The sequence below is a fragment of the Mesobacterium hydrothermale genome (genome assembly GCF_035818635.1).
In the GTDB taxonomy this organism is placed as follows: domain Bacteria; phylum Pseudomonadota; class Alphaproteobacteria; order Rhodobacterales; family Rhodobacteraceae; genus Mesobacterium_A; species Mesobacterium_A hydrothermale.
Map to the genome: position 1 here is coordinate 1 of NZ_JAYLLH010000047.1, position 14,909 is coordinate 14,909.

General features: G+C 57.1%; 20 protein-coding genes. 6 read left to right on the forward strand and 14 right to left on the reverse strand.

Annotated features, from left to right (window positions below; translation table 11 throughout):
* The first annotated feature begins 10 nt into the window (after positions 1–10).
* Complete coding sequence (locus tag VK792_RS18475) at positions 11–127, forward strand: WGR domain-containing protein (protein ID WP_326299366.1); 117 nt, start codon at positions 11–13, stop codon at positions 125–127.
* 100 nt (positions 128–227) lie between these two features.
* A complete protein-coding gene (locus VK792_RS18480) occupies positions 228–740 on the forward strand; it encodes a VOC family protein (protein WP_326299348.1) in 513 nt (170 codons plus the stop codon).
* A gap of 279 nt (positions 741–1,019) precedes the next feature.
* On the opposite strand, the gene VK792_RS18485 is transcribed toward VK792_RS18480, so the two are convergent.
* The 11 genes from VK792_RS18485 to VK792_RS18535 all read right to left on the reverse strand — a co-directional run bounded on the left by VK792_RS18485 (position 1,020) and on the right by VK792_RS18535 (position 8,142).
* Positions 1,020–1,442 carry a hypothetical protein gene (locus VK792_RS18485; RefSeq protein ID WP_326299349.1) on the reverse strand — a complete coding sequence of 141 codons (423 nt, stop codon included), beginning with the start codon at positions 1,440–1,442 and terminating at the stop codon, positions 1,020–1,022.
* Between the two features lie 26 nt (positions 1,443–1,468).
* Complete coding sequence (locus VK792_RS18490; protein WP_135375289.1) at positions 1,469–1,801, reverse strand: type II toxin-antitoxin system HicB family antitoxin; 333 nt, start codon at positions 1,799–1,801, stop codon at positions 1,469–1,471.
* Positions 1,798–2,052 (reverse strand): type II toxin-antitoxin system HicA family toxin, encoded by a 255-nt coding sequence (locus VK792_RS18495; RefSeq protein WP_326299350.1) that lies wholly within the window; start codon positions 2,050–2,052, stop codon positions 1,798–1,800. The genes VK792_RS18490 and VK792_RS18495 overlap by 4 nt, the downstream gene beginning before the upstream one ends.
* Before the next feature lie 108 nt (positions 2,053–2,160).
* On the reverse strand, positions 2,161–2,409 hold the full coding sequence (locus VK792_RS18500) for a hypothetical protein (RefSeq protein WP_326299351.1): 249 nt from the start codon (positions 2,407–2,409) through the stop codon (positions 2,161–2,163).
* A complete protein-coding gene (locus VK792_RS18505) occupies positions 2,409–3,062 on the reverse strand; it encodes a ParA family protein (RefSeq protein WP_326299352.1) in 654 nt (217 codons plus the stop codon). The genes VK792_RS18500 and VK792_RS18505 overlap by 1 nt, the downstream gene beginning before the upstream one ends.
* A 101-nt stretch (positions 3,063–3,163) precedes the next feature.
* Positions 3,164–4,039 (reverse strand): HNH endonuclease, encoded by an 876-nt coding sequence (locus VK792_RS18510; protein ID WP_326299353.1) that lies wholly within the window; start codon positions 4,037–4,039, stop codon positions 3,164–3,166.
* Between the two features lie 101 nt (positions 4,040–4,140).
* On the reverse strand, positions 4,141–5,187 hold the full coding sequence (locus VK792_RS18515) for a replication initiator protein A (protein WP_326299354.1): 1,047 nt from the start codon (positions 5,185–5,187) through the stop codon (positions 4,141–4,143).
* Positions 5,188–5,454: 267 nt separating this feature from the next.
* A complete protein-coding gene (locus tag VK792_RS18520) occupies positions 5,455–6,009 on the reverse strand; it encodes a hypothetical protein (protein WP_326299355.1) in 555 nt (184 codons plus the stop codon).
* An 18-nt stretch (positions 6,010–6,027) separates the two neighbouring features.
* On the reverse strand, positions 6,028–7,698 hold the full coding sequence (locus VK792_RS18525; RefSeq protein ID WP_326299356.1) for a type IV secretory system conjugative DNA transfer family protein: 1,671 nt from the start codon (positions 7,696–7,698) through the stop codon (positions 6,028–6,030).
* Positions 7,695–7,844, reverse strand: coding sequence for a FitA-like ribbon-helix-helix domain-containing protein (locus tag VK792_RS18530; protein ID WP_326299357.1), 150 nt, complete (start codon positions 7,842–7,844; stop codon positions 7,695–7,697). The genes VK792_RS18525 and VK792_RS18530 overlap by 4 nt, the downstream gene beginning before the upstream one ends.
* Positions 7,837–8,142 (reverse strand): mobilization protein, encoded by a 306-nt coding sequence (locus tag VK792_RS18535; RefSeq protein ID WP_326299358.1) that lies wholly within the window; start codon positions 8,140–8,142, stop codon positions 7,837–7,839. Before VK792_RS18535 ends, VK792_RS18530 begins: the two co-directional genes overlap by 8 nt.
* 799 nt (positions 8,143–8,941) lie before the next feature.
* Here VK792_RS18535 and mobQ point away from each other — a divergent pair.
* A complete protein-coding gene (mobQ, locus tag VK792_RS18540; RefSeq protein WP_326299359.1) occupies positions 8,942–10,240 on the forward strand; it encodes a MobQ family relaxase in 1,299 nt (432 codons plus the stop codon).
* A gap of 361 nt (positions 10,241–10,601) precedes the next feature.
* Here mobQ and VK792_RS18545 read toward each other — a convergent pair whose 3' ends face one another.
* Complete coding sequence (locus VK792_RS18545; RefSeq protein WP_326299360.1) at positions 10,602–11,183, reverse strand: TetR/AcrR family transcriptional regulator; 582 nt, start codon at positions 11,181–11,183, stop codon at positions 10,602–10,604.
* Between the two features lie 142 nt (positions 11,184–11,325).
* On the opposite strand from VK792_RS18545, the gene VK792_RS18550 reads away from it, so the two are divergent.
* A complete protein-coding gene (locus VK792_RS18550) occupies positions 11,326–11,958 on the forward strand; it encodes a glutathione S-transferase family protein (RefSeq protein ID WP_326299361.1) in 633 nt (210 codons plus the stop codon).
* 116 nt (positions 11,959–12,074) lie between these two features.
* Here the strand turns inward: VK792_RS18550 and VK792_RS18555 are convergent, their stop codons facing one another.
* Entirely contained in the window at positions 12,075–12,950 is an 876-nt protein-coding gene (locus VK792_RS18555) for a DMT family transporter (protein WP_326299362.1), read from the reverse strand.
* Positions 12,951–13,177: 227 nt separating this feature from the next.
* Complete coding sequence (locus tag VK792_RS18560) at positions 13,178–13,807, reverse strand: LysE family translocator (RefSeq protein WP_326299363.1); 630 nt, start codon at positions 13,805–13,807, stop codon at positions 13,178–13,180.
* Between the two features lie 344 nt (positions 13,808–14,151).
* Between VK792_RS18560 and VK792_RS18565 the strand changes: the two genes are divergently transcribed.
* On the forward strand, positions 14,152–14,718 hold the full coding sequence (locus VK792_RS18565; protein WP_326299364.1) for a recombinase family protein: 567 nt from the start codon (positions 14,152–14,154) through the stop codon (positions 14,716–14,718).
* A partial coding sequence (locus VK792_RS18570) for a WGR domain-containing protein (protein ID WP_326299365.1) occupies positions 14,705–14,909 on the forward strand: 205 nt, incomplete at its 3' end. The genes VK792_RS18565 and VK792_RS18570, both read left to right, overlap by 14 nt.

Genomic DNA, 14,909 nt, shown 5'->3' on the forward strand with positions numbered 1-14,909 from the left:
GTGGGGCCGGATCGGCACCCAGGGCAGGCATCGGATCGAGCTGTTTGAAGATGAAGGCCGCGCGGCCGACGCGATGGACGCGCTCTATCGAGCTAAACAGAAGCGTGGGTATCAACTCGCCGGGTGAGCCAAGGTCAGGCGGCAAACTCCCCTGCCCCGGCACTGCGGCCGTTCGGGCTGAGCGCGGCGAAGGCTCCCGAAGAGCCCACTTTACTTGATGCGGCACCATGCGCGAATGTCCGGCCCTAGACGGCGCACAGATTGAAGGAACACTGGCCGCCGAACTGGGAGAGAGTACCATGAAGCTGGCGCATGTAAGTCTTACAGCACGTGATGCAGATAAACTGTCGAACTTTTACAAAGGTGTGTTCGGGTTCGTCGACAGGCGTCCGCCAAAGAAGCTGTCTGGAGAGCTTTTTTCTCGTGGGAATGGGCTGCCGGACGTGGGCATTTACTCCATTTGGCTGAACTTTCCAGCTGATCACAAAACATTTTTGGAAATAATGGAGTATACCAAAACCATCAATCGGGGCCTCCCTGCGGTCAATGAACCGGGTTACGGTCATTTGGCATTTTCGGTTTTGGATTTAAACAAAACCACTGAACTGGTCTTGCAGTTGGGCGGGTCTATGCAAGGCGAAGTGACTAACTTTGGAACAGAGACCACTCCCCACTTGATAGTCTACGTTCGCGATCCTGAAGGAAACATTCTGGAACTCGACCAACCCAATGCTTCGTGAAACCAGTCATTGGAATATCTCCAAGCAAGGGTAACAAAGTCCCGCGTCTGAGTTGTCGGATCAGACTGCGGCGAAAGCTCAGTTGCAGTACTGGCAGATTTGATGCTCTGGAATGACTGCTTCGGTGATTTATGCTGCACGGCAACACCGAACACTCTGCACGAGCGAGAGAATGCTGCGTCAGCAATAGCCGCATGAGCGAAAGGGCGTTTTGTCCCGCGATATGTGAGTTTATCTAGGGTGCGGAGAATGGCCGGTTCCGCACATCGAGTGGCTGGCCTACCCTCTCATTTCGCCTAACCGCTGTTGAAGACGCGCCTTGGAAGCCGCAAGTTCCTTGCCGTTCAGCGCTTGTCTGGGTTTCAGGCATTGGAGACGCGCCGCAACCAGAGGCTCCGCATCTTCATGAGGGCATTGTAGCTGTTCAGCGATACTTGAGATAAATTCATGGCGAATATGCTCCGCGCTTTGCAGCCCGCCCAAAGTGCGTTGAAGGAAGATGAACGCAGATGCGATGTCCTGATATCCTAGCGCGGCGGCTCTTTCGAATTTACGATCATCGAGATGGCCGTCCAAGGCATCAAGCGCATTGCGTAAATCGCCAATGGCTTGAGCGACACCAACGACTTCACCCATTACCGCTTGATCGACGGTTTCAAGCTCAGCCCTTCGCGCATTCAGAATGTCGTCGGCGTCGGCCATACCCTTACCCAATCCACCAAGGTCCCTTACCCTGTCGCGCGATCCAGAACCTCTTCGGCCCATTGATTCAGACTCTTACCTGACAGTTCGGCTGCAAGCGCCGCCTTACGGTGAACTTCTGGATCGACGCGGAACATAACTTGACCAGAAAAAGCCTTTTGCGGCTCTTTGCCGACTTTTGCGCAGGTTTCAATGTAGTCTTCGACCGCCTCTTGAAAGGCATCCCGCAAGGCTTCGACTGTATCAGCATGAAAACCGACACCATCGCTGATACCAGCGAGACGCCCTGTGAAGATGCCGTCTTCATCATCATACTCAATACGGGCCGAGTAGCCTTTGTAGGTCATGGTATTGGTCATGGCGTCACTCCGATCCGTTCCAAGAATGCGCGGGCGGCGCGCACCTGATAGCGTTTGGCTTCTTTGGCGGGGTGTGGACGATGAAACGTCTCAACTTCGCCATCCTTTTCGAACCGAACTCGTGAGCCGCGTCCTTCGACCACCTGTGCACCAGCGGCTATAAGCAGACGCTCGACGGCTACCCATTCGATTGTTCCTGACACAGGGTCTGTAAAGACAACAGCCAGAGTCTTGCGGTGTTTGCTGTTCATCAGGTTATATAGGGTGTGCTTGCATATAATGCAAGCACAAACGCTTCTTTCAGTGCGGGCAGTCTTCCTTTGACGCGTCGCGCAAAAGCGCGTTGCATGCAATCATGCTTACATGTTTTGCGCCTTGTATGCTTCCCACATCCTGAGAAAAAGTTGTTTTTTCGAGCCGTGGCTAAACCCAAATTCGCGCCCCGCTTGCTCCGAAAACTCTTCGAAAACAGCCTTGGGGATACGAACCTGGAGCGGCCTAAGCTCGACTTTTTCGGCGCGGGTGTCGTCTGCGATCACATCAGGGGCTACATCTGCGGGCGGCGGAGCGCCTTTCCCGCGCTTCAATTTGGTGATGTTTGTACTCATTACGCCACCTGTCTTTCCTGAAGCTCTGCCATCTTGTCGATGACGCTCTGCGCCAGCTTGGCAGCACGGTCATTGAGCGAGCGGAATGAGGTTTCGGTGATTGCTTTACCCATGTCGGATGCTGACCCGTAAGCCGTAGAAACCGATACTTCGCCATTGAGGACCAGATATCCGGCTTCTGAGAGATACTGGCGCGCAGCGACGTTTTCACGTTCGCTACCAGTGGTCTTGAACATTGCGAAGGCAATTTTTTCGGGCGAAATGCCCTTTTTGCGCAAGCTATGCGCAAGGACAACGCCAGGGTGCAAATCATCCACCGTCTGGCCCGTTGGAATCACAACAAGATCAGCGGCCTTAGCAATGTCCAACGTCTGTTCAGAGGCGTTCGGCTTGCCGTCCAGGATAAGTGCGTCGAAGCGGGGCGCATCTTCAAGCGCAGTTTTGACCGAGGCGAAGCTCTGCACCTGCATTTCCGGTGTAACACCGTTTTCAGCGCGGCGACCGGCCCAGTGAGCGCATGTCTGCTGCTGTGTGTCTAAGTCTGCGATCTTAGTGGTTAGGCTTCCCGCCACGAACTCTCTGGCCATCATGCGCGCCAGAGTCGACTTTCCAACACCGCCCTTTTGGGAGACCATTCCTATGATATAGGTCATTGATACTGCTCCAGTTTACCTGTTTTTTGTTACAGTAGCATGCTAGCCTTGTTTACGCCAAGCATGAATGAAGCCTAAGCGCTAACGCGCTTTGCATGCAATCATGCTTGAAAAAGATTGTCACTTTCTGGATCAAGCGGAACCTCTATGCGGGAACGCACATAGTCTCCGTTGCCTAGATCGTGATGATCCATTTGCAGTTTACGCAGGCTATCTACAATTTCTTGCGCAACACTTTTGTCACCAAAAAAGCCCGTAAGGCGGGTGGTGCCGTTCCACTCTAAGGCCCATGACCAACAGTCGGCAGTGGGGTGGCGACGGATACAAGCACGATAGAATCCGTCAGCCGTGTGAAGTATTAAGCGCGGTTCCCATTCAATCACAGCATCCGCGAAATCGACCATGATTGAATTGCCCCAGTCCGCGCGCCGGGCCATCATCAGCAAATAGCAACCTTCACGCCAGAAGCGTCCTCGCTCTTCTTCTGTCTGGTAGGTCAGCCAGAAAAAAAAGGCAGCAAGTTGCGAACGCGCCAACTCAAAAGCGCGATCTTCATCGATTTGAGGAGGTGAAGTGAAGTTAAAGCCAATCGTCGCACCTCCTCCGAATGGCAGACTAAACTTCATGTTCTCTTGGCTATCTTTCACTGGTTTTTTCGTGCGCCTACTTATCGCATTTTTAGCCTTGCGTTGAGCATCTGCGATGGTTCCCGCGTCATGACCAGGAGGTATATCGCTATACTCGGGATGAAGCGTGATCGCGGATATATCGTTTTCCAGATCAGCTTTGCGATTGTTGCATGGGCCGCATGCCTTAACGATTAGATTCCACTGATTTTCCAGCTTGCCCTTTGGCACAAACCGACGCCCGACAACATGCTCTTTTGTCGTGTTCCCTGCATTTAGAGCGATGCCGCAATATGGGCAGATCACGTTTCTTAAGAGTGTCGGCTGGTTGGTTGGGTGTTCTGTCAGCATAGAACGGGCATTTCAATATTAGAGTTAAGAAGGATTTGATGGAGTAGCAGGGGGCTTAGCAGCGCAGCTCCTGCCGGTTGCATGAATGCATGCAAAGCGCGTTAGCGCTTATATGCGCCTCTCTTTTTGCAGAAGCTCAAGAAGTGCTTGTCTGGGTTCTTCACCGCAATGCCTTTTTCCAACACCCATGAACGCCATTCATTTTCCAGATGGTACATGTCCCATCCTGGAGCGAGGTGGCGCGCTTCCCCATGTGTGTCAGGATCAAGCCGCAGTGAGGACACCGGGAAGGGCAGGGCGGTTTCCTTTATACCCTTCTTAGGTCGCACGATCACGATGTCGCCCTTTATGGCAAAAGCATAATCCGGCATGTGGTCATGCTCCGCATCATCCTCGATGATCTTTCCGAGAAGGCGACGAAATTCCTTTAGCGTGGAACTTGACCCACATTTGTCGCGAAGAAGCTCGGCCCCGACCTTCCAGGCGCTTTGTGCGCCGCAGTGTTTACGTGCGATTTCATAAAGCCGCCGTTCGAGAGGTTTGCGCAGTTTGAAATACTGACGGTTCAGCGTCAGGACATGATTGTTCTCAATCGCATCAAACACCCAATCTGACAGCGTGATCTCAACATCAAGCATACGCCCGTCACGAGTTTCCTTCACAATCTCTGCCGAGTCGATAAGGCCAAAAACCTTGAAGTATTCCTTACCACCCTGGCGCAGGTTTGTTTCGATCTGGGTACCTTGTAGACGGCGCAGGGCGTCCTTCAGCAGCTCGTAGCCGCGACCAGAGGTCTGCCGGTTAGTCGCTACCAGCAGGTCATAAGCTTTGAAACGCATGCGCCGCTGGACAGCTTGACCATCATTAAGCGCAGCCATGCACTGACTGATGCAGTAGATCAGCACGTCGCGGTCGTGGACGGTGGCCAGCCCGGTGCGAGACGGGGCAATCTGAATCCAGTTCTCACCACGCTCATAGCGACGTGTCCGCATGTCCGGTTTTGTCGAAAGAGTGAAGACGGGGTTTTCCATCGAGGACATATCCCCTTTGGGAACTGCATCGACGATATCGCAAACAAAGAGGTCACGCTGGGGGTGTCTGTCGGGGAGCAGCGGCGAGCGCTGAGAGGTCGAGAGTTCTTTCGTCACTTCACACACCACCTTTCCAAAACAGATTCGTCATTTCACACACCACAATCCATTATCGTCACTTCACACACCGGTCGTCAAGTTTCGTCACTTCACACACCATCTTTCGTCATTTCACACACCGGTTATCGTCACTTCACACACCGGAATCCGATTTTGAGGCTGAATCATCCCAATTTTTCAGTTTCTTACGTAATCTACAAAATCGCGTAACTCTATTCTAACACCATTTAACTCTCTCAGATGATCCAAGCACTCAGTGAAAACTCACGGATAGTAGGACACACAGGCAGGCGTGCCTGTTGTTGTCGTCTGCCAGGAACCGCCAAGGACAGCGCAGCCTGATGGGTAGGCTGCTATGAAACGGGGAAGAGCGACGGTCATCACCATAGCCAGAACGACACCACCAAGACCCACCCAACGGGACAGTTGCCTGTCCTTTTGCTGCTGTTCACGAAGCTCACCCATCAGGCTCAACGTATTGGAGTGCATCGTCGTTGTTTCCTGAAAGGAGGCGTTTGACCTCTGGATACCGTTCAAGATTTCAGCTGACGCGCGATCCATCCTTTTGATTGTCTCGTTGATACGCCCTTCAATCGTTTGACCCACCAGTTCCCCGTAGTGTTCCGGGTCCGTCTGTTTCTCAGCCGCCTTCGCCGCACGCCGGGCTTCAGAAGCAACCGTGGAGATATGATTGATTGCCCTGGTCTGTTCATTCACCTGTTCCGACATATCAATCGTCAAGTCAGCCATGCGGTCCAACTGTTCCTGCAACGCTTCGTCGAAAAGGGGAGGGCGGTCAGGTGATGTTTCATCGGTCATGGCGGTTCATCCTTCGGATCAACGGTTTTCCGGGACGAACAGTCCCTCAAATTCACGGTCGGCGTAATAGCGCAGCTTGCCCGCTATCGCCGTGGGCTGGCCCTGGACGCGCAGAAGCTGGAGTTCCGGCGGGAGCTGCATGATTTCATCGGGGGTCAGAAGATCGCGGCCCGTGATGGACGTGCCGGTCGTGGGCATGTCGCCGGGTTTGTGACTTTCTGTCTGATAACCGATGGTGCCCTGGCCCATCATCTGGCTCAGCCACTTGGCCGTCTCATAGTCATTCACGCCGAAGACCTGTTGCACCCCGGCATTGGCCACGAAGGTCGAGGCACGTTGCCCATAGAGATCGCGGAGCTGGCTCATATCCTGCAAAATCGGCCAGAGCTGGAGGCCATACCCCGCCATCAGCCCCATAGCGCGCTCTACAGCCTCCAGACGACCCAGAGCCGCAAATTCATCCAGCAGGAAGAGGGTCGGGGCCTTCAGTCGCTCTACGGGGGGCTGTGCGGCGATCTGAGGCCCCAGAGGCGTCTCAGCGTCCCGTGCGATGTCATGGAGGGCCTGAGAGACCAGAAGGCGCAGCCAGCGGCTGTAGGCGTCCAGCCGGTTGGGTGGCAGGACGAGAAACACAGACGTGATCCGGTGGCGCAGGTCCGCAAATTGAAAATCCGACCGCGCCATTGCCTTCGCGATCCTGGGGCTGTCGAGGAAATGGGTGTGACGTTGCGCATTCGACAGGACAGAGGCGGCTTCCCGGTCCGCCTTTCCTGCGAAGCGATTGGCGGCGCGGGCCACCAGCCCATCCGCTACATCGCTGTCTTGCATCAGTTTCACGAGGTCTGCCATCCGATCCGGGGGCAGGGTGAGATATTCCCGGACGGCCCCGAGGTTGCGCCGTGTTGGTTCCTCGTGGGCCACGCAGAACATGATTAGCCCGCCGATCAGCGCCTTGGCTTCCTCGTTCCAGTGCGCATCGCCGGTCTGGTGCGCCGGGTCCACCACAAGCGCATCCGCCAGTGAGGTGGCATCCTCGCTCAGATCAGGGCTATCCGCCGAAAGCCGATCCAATGGATTGTAGGCGGCGGAGGGCCTGCCGCTCACCCCGAACGGATCGAGGACATGGACTGTGCCGAAGCGTTCCCGCGCGGCCCCGGCAATCCGGGCGTTCTCGCCCTTGGGGTCGATGACCAGCACCGAGCGTTCCGCCAGCAGCAGGTTGGGGATCACCGTGCCGACGCCCTTGCCCGCCCGTGTCGGTGCGAGGGTCAGCAAATGGGCAGGACCGTCATAGGAGAGCAGCTTGCCGGTGTCGGGGTTCCGCCCGATCAGAAGACCGTTCGCACGTTCAAGATCGCGCAGCTCTTTCTTGCCTGCGAACCGGGCCGAGCCGTGACTGTCGCCCCGCCAGCTTCCAAAAAATGACGCGGCCCCGGAGCGGTCGATCCAGCCCGCCGCACCGACGATGGCCCCGGCAATCATGAACGGAATGTAGATCGCATTTTCCCACGGATTCGTGCCCGGCTCTGTCCGAAGAATGGCGTAGGCGAAGGGGAAGGCCACGAGCGCTCCGACCATTGCACCGAGCGCCGCATAGACCAGCGTTCCCCCGATCAGAACCGGGGTCACAACCGTGACCTGGATCACCCGGAACAACCGCCAGAAGGCGAGGCGGATGAACCGGATCAAGAGGCGTCGCCCGAGGCTTTTTCAATCGCGGCTGTCAGGATTGCACACAGCTCCTCTTCCGGCGTCCGCTGGTTCGCTTCTGCCTGTTGGGCGAGGGCGGCATAAAGATCGTCCGGTATCTCGATACCGAGGTCATTCTCATCCATCGGATTGCGCTTTCTCATTGGACAGCGCAGCGGTAGCCGTATCGCTGGAGGACGGCCCCTCCCAGTCCGCGAAGGCCTTGCGATCCTGTTCACGGGCGAGGTTGCGCACCAGCCGATCCAGCATGGCAGCAGCCCCGGAATCCCGTTCCGCCAGATCGAGCAGTGCCCCGCCCAGGATCACCTTGCGCCGGGTGTCCAGTTTGCGCTGTCTGGTGGCCTCCCGGTTCTTCAACGATTGAAGGCGGGCCTTGGCCTGGGCGTATCGTTTTTCTGCCCGTTCGAGTTCTGTCTCTGCCATATCGCGGGTTTCCACTTTTGGAATTGCGGTTGGAAAGGTTTGACTTACAACCTCGAAGGGTAGAGACTACCTGTAGGCCTGTAAAGGACAAGGGCGCACTTATGCAAACTCTCCACCTGCGGTTCCGAGCTTTGCGTGCGATCTCTCTGGGGCGAAGCCCCGGCCGATGGCCAACCCCTTCGATGCTCATCGCATCGACATGGAAGGGCGCGCAGCCCCTTCCAAACCATCCCAGCCCAACGTCCGCCGTTGGATTGCGTCCGGAACATCAGCCCCAAAATCTCGACCGATGCCCCACGGTGGGGGCCGGTCTGTTTTTGGTTCCGCCGTTCCGGGGGGCGTCGATCTGTGGTGCTGTAGCCCCTGATCTCCACCGGGTTTGCCCGAGGCAAACCGCCAGTGACCTGCCTCCAAATCCCGCCCCCCATAAGGCTGGGGATTTGGAGGCAGGTCACTGGCAAGCCCGCGCCTCAGAGAGCCGTTGGCTCGCTTCGTCGGGGCTGTCTTTTTCCCTCCGGCCCCAGCGTTGTGGGGCGCGGGCCTCCGGGAAAAAGACGGTTGGTCGTGGCAGCGATGGCCCCGGAACATATCGTTCCGAAGCCATCGACTTACGCCCAACAGGGAGAGGTGCAGCCCGTCCGACACCGAGGATGGTGGACAGGTTGCAGCTCCCATTTTGCGCGATCACCCCGGCTCTTGTCACGGGTCAAGAGCCGGACGGCACGAGTGTGCCTGGTGATGCTTTGCGGCGACGTTCGCGGGCGCGGTGGCGTTTGTCATCTGCGAGAGGGGAGGGCGCATGGCCAGCTACCACCTCTCTGTGAAGACGATCAAACGCAGCGCCGGACGCACCGCGACCGCGGCGGGGGCTTACCGTGCCGGGGAGCGTATCGAGTGCCAGCGGGAGGGCCGGGTGCATGATTACACCGCCAAGCGCGGCATCGAGGAGACCTTTATCCTGACCCCCAAAGACGCCCCGTCCTGGGCGCAGGATCGGTCCGCGCTCTGGAACGCCGCCGAGGAAAGCGAGACCCGGCGCAATTCCGTCACCGCCCGCGAATGGGAGCTGGCGCTGCCCTCCGAAATCAGTGCAGAAGACCGGTCGCAGATCACCCGTCAGTTCGCCGAGGAACTGGTCAGTCGCTACGGCGTGGCCGTCGATGTGGCGATCCATGCGCCGCACCGGGAAGGCGATCAGCGCAATCATCATGCCCATGTTCTGACCTCGACCCGCAAACTGGAATCGGAGGGGTTCACGGCCAAGACCCGTGTTCTCGATTCCGCGAAAACCGGCGGGGCCGAGATCGAGCAGATGCGTGGCCTCTGGGCCGAGTTGCAGAACCGGGCGCTGGAACGGGCGGGCGAGGTGGAGCGGGTCGATCATCGGTCACTGGAAGCGCAGCGGGAGGATGTTCTGAGTCAGGGCGATGCGCTGAAAGCCGAGGAGCTGGACCGCAATCCGGAGGTGAAGCTGGGGCCAGCGGCTAACGCGATGGAGCGGCGTGAGAAGGCGGCGGCCGAGCGCGAGGGCCGGGAGTATGTGCCGGTCACAGAACGCGGCGCTGTTGTCCATGCCGCCCGCCAGGCCCGCGCCGCCTTCCGCGAAATGCGCGAACGGCTGGACATCGCGCGGGAGACCTACGGGATTGAGCGCGAGGCAGGGGAGGGGCGTGTGTCCGCCGGTCTGGCGGCGCTAAGGGCTGCGACATCCAAGGGCCGGGTCACGGATGACGTGCGGGAGCGGTTGGCGTGGATCACAGATCGAGGCCGGGATCGCGGTGGGCAGAGTGACGAAGAACAGGGCAGAGGGCGCAATTACGCCCGCGACCGGCTGAAAAGCATTCTGGACCGCGATGCAGCGCAGGGGCCGCAGGCGGCTGTTCACAAGTTGGAGGGGCACAGTGAGCTTGAGCAGGGCGGGGAGGTCGAGCGTGAAAATCGCAAGCCATCCGTGAAGGAGCGTCTTGAAGAGGTGTTGAACAAGCCCCGCGAAAAGCTGGAGATCGAGGACGCGCGCGAGGTTCACAGCGAGAAAGAGGTCGAGAAGGATCATGAGATAGACAGGGAGGTGGATCGTGACCGTGGCCTCAGTCACTGACCTACCACCTGTCTTCGACGGGATTGAGGCGGTGTGAAGTCGTTTCCCCATCCCTCATAGAAATGTTCGCCTTAGAGAATACGGTATCCGACTTGTCTAGCGCGATAGGTATCCCGATCAATCGGCTGACGGCGGGTCAGAAGAGTTTTGCGGGATGGTTGGTCATGCTCAACCAGTTGCAGTTGGGTAGACCCGCAGGAGACATGCCGATGTGACAGTTTACACCGTCTCAAATGGGTTAGAATTACCGTAATGTGACGCTTGGCGAGTTGTGCAAACCCAAAAGTTGCACGCAAAACAGCGTGTTCATGGCCTGTTCTTCATAAAGCCCAAGTACGCAGCTTCGGTCCAGTTGGGCCTTCTACGTCCCGATTCCCTCGACAACGAGGCGGACGATGCGCCTGACCCCGTCTGAGCCAATTTCGCTCGTTTCCAAGGCTGACAGCATGGCCTGGGCGTAGAGGCCCAGAAGGACGAGCGACAGGAACCCGGCATCCTCGTCTTGACGAATCACGCCCTGAGACTGGCCCAGCCGGATTGCGTCGATGACAACGCCTTGAAGAGATGGGTCCTCAGGAGGTGAAGCGGTCGGGCGAAGGCGTGGTGCGAGCGCGCGTCGGGCAAGGTCGGGGTTGGCGGTGCACCATTTTGAGCTGTCGCAAAGGATCGTCGCCAGCAAGTCCAGGGCGGGCTCGCCAGATCGGATCGCAGGTCCGTATAGCGGCTCTGTTTGCGCACCTGCCCGTGCAATGACCGCATCAGCCAGTGCTTCTTTGGACGAGAAATGGTTGTAGACCGTCTTCCGTGTCAGGCCTGCCCGCGCCGCAATTGCCTCGACCTTCGCGGCTTCGTAGCCCATTTCCCGGAACACCATTTCGGTCGCATCCAGAATGCGGGCGCGGGATCTAGCGGTTCGAGGGTTGAGGGATTTAGCGTCAGTCATAGTGAAACGCTGACCCGGGTGTGAACTTTTGTAAAGCAACTCCTAGCAGTTATTTACACATGTGTGTAAATATCGATACGGTACCACTTATCGCCGCGTTCTTGATGTGAGGGCGCGCGAACGGCTAGCAAGGAGTCCGTCAATGTCCGAGATCATCTTCTACACAAATCCCATGTCACGCGGGCGCACTGTGCGTTGGATGCTCGAGGAATTGGGGCAACCTTACGAGACGCGAGTATTGGATTATGGGTCGCAGATGAAATCGCCAGACTATTTAGCGATTAACCCTATGGGTAAGGTTCCGACTGTGCAGCATGGACTCTCAGTGGTGACCGAAGCCGCTGCCTGTTGCGCTTATCTTGCCGCTGCGTTCCCCGAAGCCGGGCTTGCCCCTGCTCCAGGCACCCCTGAGAGCGCGGCTTACCTGCGCTGGATGTTTTTCGCGGCTGGGCCAAGTGAGACGGCGATCACCAACGCCGCCTTTGGATTTGATTTGCCTGACGACCCTCAGGTTCGGGGGCGATCTGGGTATGGTTCGCTGGAACTGGTCGCCGATACGCTCGCCTCGATGCTTTCGGACGGGCGTGACTATGTCACCGGGGAGGAGTTCAGTGCGGCGGATGTCTATGTGGGCTCGCAAATTCTCTGGGGTAGAAGGCTGGACACGTTGCCAGATCGACCAGGTTTCGCAGAATATACTCTGCGCTTGACGGCGCGTCCCGCAGCTGTACGGGCGCGCGAAATCGATAACGCGCTAATGCCGCCGCCGAGTTGATACCGATGGGTATAAGAGTGGATTGGTCGAAAACGGTCGTTTACGCGCGCGCAAGTCGGCGGCTGTGCGGGACGAAGTTAGCTTTCGCCGCGGTTGCCCGGATGTCTGCTTCGATACTATTGCCTCTTCAGCGCGACCAGAGCTCCGGCCGACAGGATCACGGCAATGCCGATCCAAGTTTGGATTTCAGGCCAGTCCCCAAAAGCAACAAAACCTACGATCACAGCGGCGACGATCTCCAAATACACAAGCGGTGCAAGTAAGCCTGCCGGTGCAAAGCGGAAAGCTGCTATCGAAAGTCCATGCGACAGGCTTTGCAGAACGCCCACAGCAGCAAAAAGGCCTACAAACGCAACGATCCCGTCGAGCCCTGACCAAAGTGCAAAGGGTGTCAAAATAATCGCGCCGAGTACAGCTTGATACGCAAGGGCAGCCATGGGCGGTGCTTGGCGTGCCGCGAGCCTCGTTGCCAGCATGTAAAACGCAAATAGGATACCAGCCAGCACGGCCCAAAGGATGTTGAGGTCAAAGTCGCCTTCCGGACGCATGACGATGATGACACCGATAAAGCCTCCAACAACAGCAACGATTATTGGAATGGTGAGCCGTTCTTTCAAAACAACTGGAGCCAATGCCGCCGCGACAAATGGTGCTACGAAGTATGCAGATATCGCGTTTGCCAGGGGAACAGTGCGGATCGACAAGAAGAAGACGGTCATGGACGCGACAAGCAGTAGCGTTCGTGCTGTCTGAGACCCTAGGCCAGCCGGTAAGAGTGCTGCGCTTCCATGAAGCTTCAGCGCAATCGGTACCGCGACGATTGCCGCAGACACATACGTACCCCATGCGATGATAAAGACCGGCAGCGCATCAGTCATATACTTCGCTATGCCATCCCTAATTGGGATGACGAACATGGCGGCAGCCATCAGGATGAAACCAAGAACAACCCTGTCGCCCGGCAACGCATTTTCTCTTTTAGTTTCGGCCAATTCTTAGCTCTGCCCCCAACTGAAACGCTGAGGCTGTAGCTTCGCGCAGAAACCCATGAACATCAACAAAGCAGCCCTTCGTGCAAACCGTAGCATCTGTGAACATGGGCTCGAAGCACACCAATACATTCGCAGAAGTGTGCCGCTTGGCATTTGTTGCACAAAGGAGTGTTTTTGCACGCGGCGCTGTGTCCGGTATCGGGACGAAACGGACCTTTGGATGATGGCTACTGCGCTCGCTTAAATGCAGCTGTCGCTACACCCATTGCAATCAACGCGCTGCCGCCAAGACGGGAGAACCAAGCTAAAACAGATGGCTTTGCAATTTTTGTTCGTAGCTTATCTGCCAAAAGCGCATACGCGAGGGCATTGATTGCCGCCAACCCAACAAAGGTGACAACCAAAATCGTGAATTGAGGCATAAGTGGGCTGTCAATCACAACGAACTGCGGCACGAAAGCGATGAAGAAAACGATTGATTTTGGGTTTAGTGCAGTAACTGCCGCCGCGTGTCCGAATACGCTGGATGCGCTGGTTTCTGTAACCTTCTCAAGATCACCTAGCGAAGCCGTTGATGCACTTCGAAAAAGTCTGATGCCTAGATAGACAAGGTATACTGCTCCGACCCATTTCAGGACGGTGAAGAGAGTAGCGGAAGCCAGAACCAAAGCACCCAATCCGGCTAAGGATGCTGACATTGCAATAAAGTCACCAAGGGCTACGCCTCCGACTGTTGCGATCGCTACCCGTTTACCTTGACTTATCGCATAGCTGAGAACGAGCAAAACCGTCGGTCCGGGTATGAGCAAGAGCGCTATAGAAGCTGCGACAAACGCCAACCAAATCTGAAAATCCATGGGAATACCTTTCTAACTTTTAATGTAGCCATCCACAGCTACATCAAACAGTAAAGAGGAAATCAGCGCTTCGGTTTCTGCGGTGCGGAAAAACGCTAAAAGGGCTCACAGCCGACCAATGCGTGCGCAGAATGCCCTACACTAAGATTCTGTCTCGCAAAGGTCCAGTTGCGCAACACTTCCCTGCCTCCCTGACGCGGCGAAGGCCGTTACCTGCCTGCGACCCCAACGAACACACGGCCATTTATCGTGAAAAATGGCGTCCCCTGCCCTGCCCCGTCTTGTTGCAAATATATGTTGCGAATTAGCTTGATTGAGCAACAAGAAAGCGCAACACTGTTTGCATGAACCTTGGCTATGCCCGTGTATCCACCGACGACCAGGCCACCGCAGCGCAGCTCGACGCGCTGCGCGCGGCTGGATGTGAGCGTGTTTTCGAGGAACGCGCATCCGGTGGCCGGTGGGATCGACCGGAGCTGCACCGAATGCTCGACCAGCTCCGCGAAGGCGACGTGTTAATCGTCTGGAAGCTCGACCGTCTATCGCGGTCGCTGAAAGACCTTCTGTCCATCATGGAGAAGATCGACGCGGCTGGAGCCGGATTCCGGTCGCTGACCGAGGCCATCGACACAACCACGCCCGCCGGGCGCATGATGATGCAAATGGTGGGCGTCTTTGCCGAGTTCGAGCGTGAGATGATCCGCGAGCGGACTCGGGCCGGTCTGGAGCGCGCCCGCAAGAAAGGACGCCACCCAGGGCGGAAGCCGAAGCTGTCGGACGACCAGCGCGCGGAAATTCGCGACCTGGTGCTTTCCGGCAAACGCACGGAGGCCGAAGCTGCACGTCTCTTCAAAGTCCATCGCTCCACGATCAGCCGCCTTATGCGGGAGACATCTGATGCAGCAGCTTGAGATGTTTCCTAAGGACATCCGCATCGAGCGAGTGGACCCAGAGGCGAATATGTATCGCTTCTATCGGCTGCGCTTGATGCCAGACCTGTTTGGCGGCGTGTCACTGTTGCGCGAGTGGGGCCGGATCGGCACCCAGGGCAGGCATCGGATCGAGCTGTTTGAAGATGAAGGCCGCGCGGCCGACGCGATGG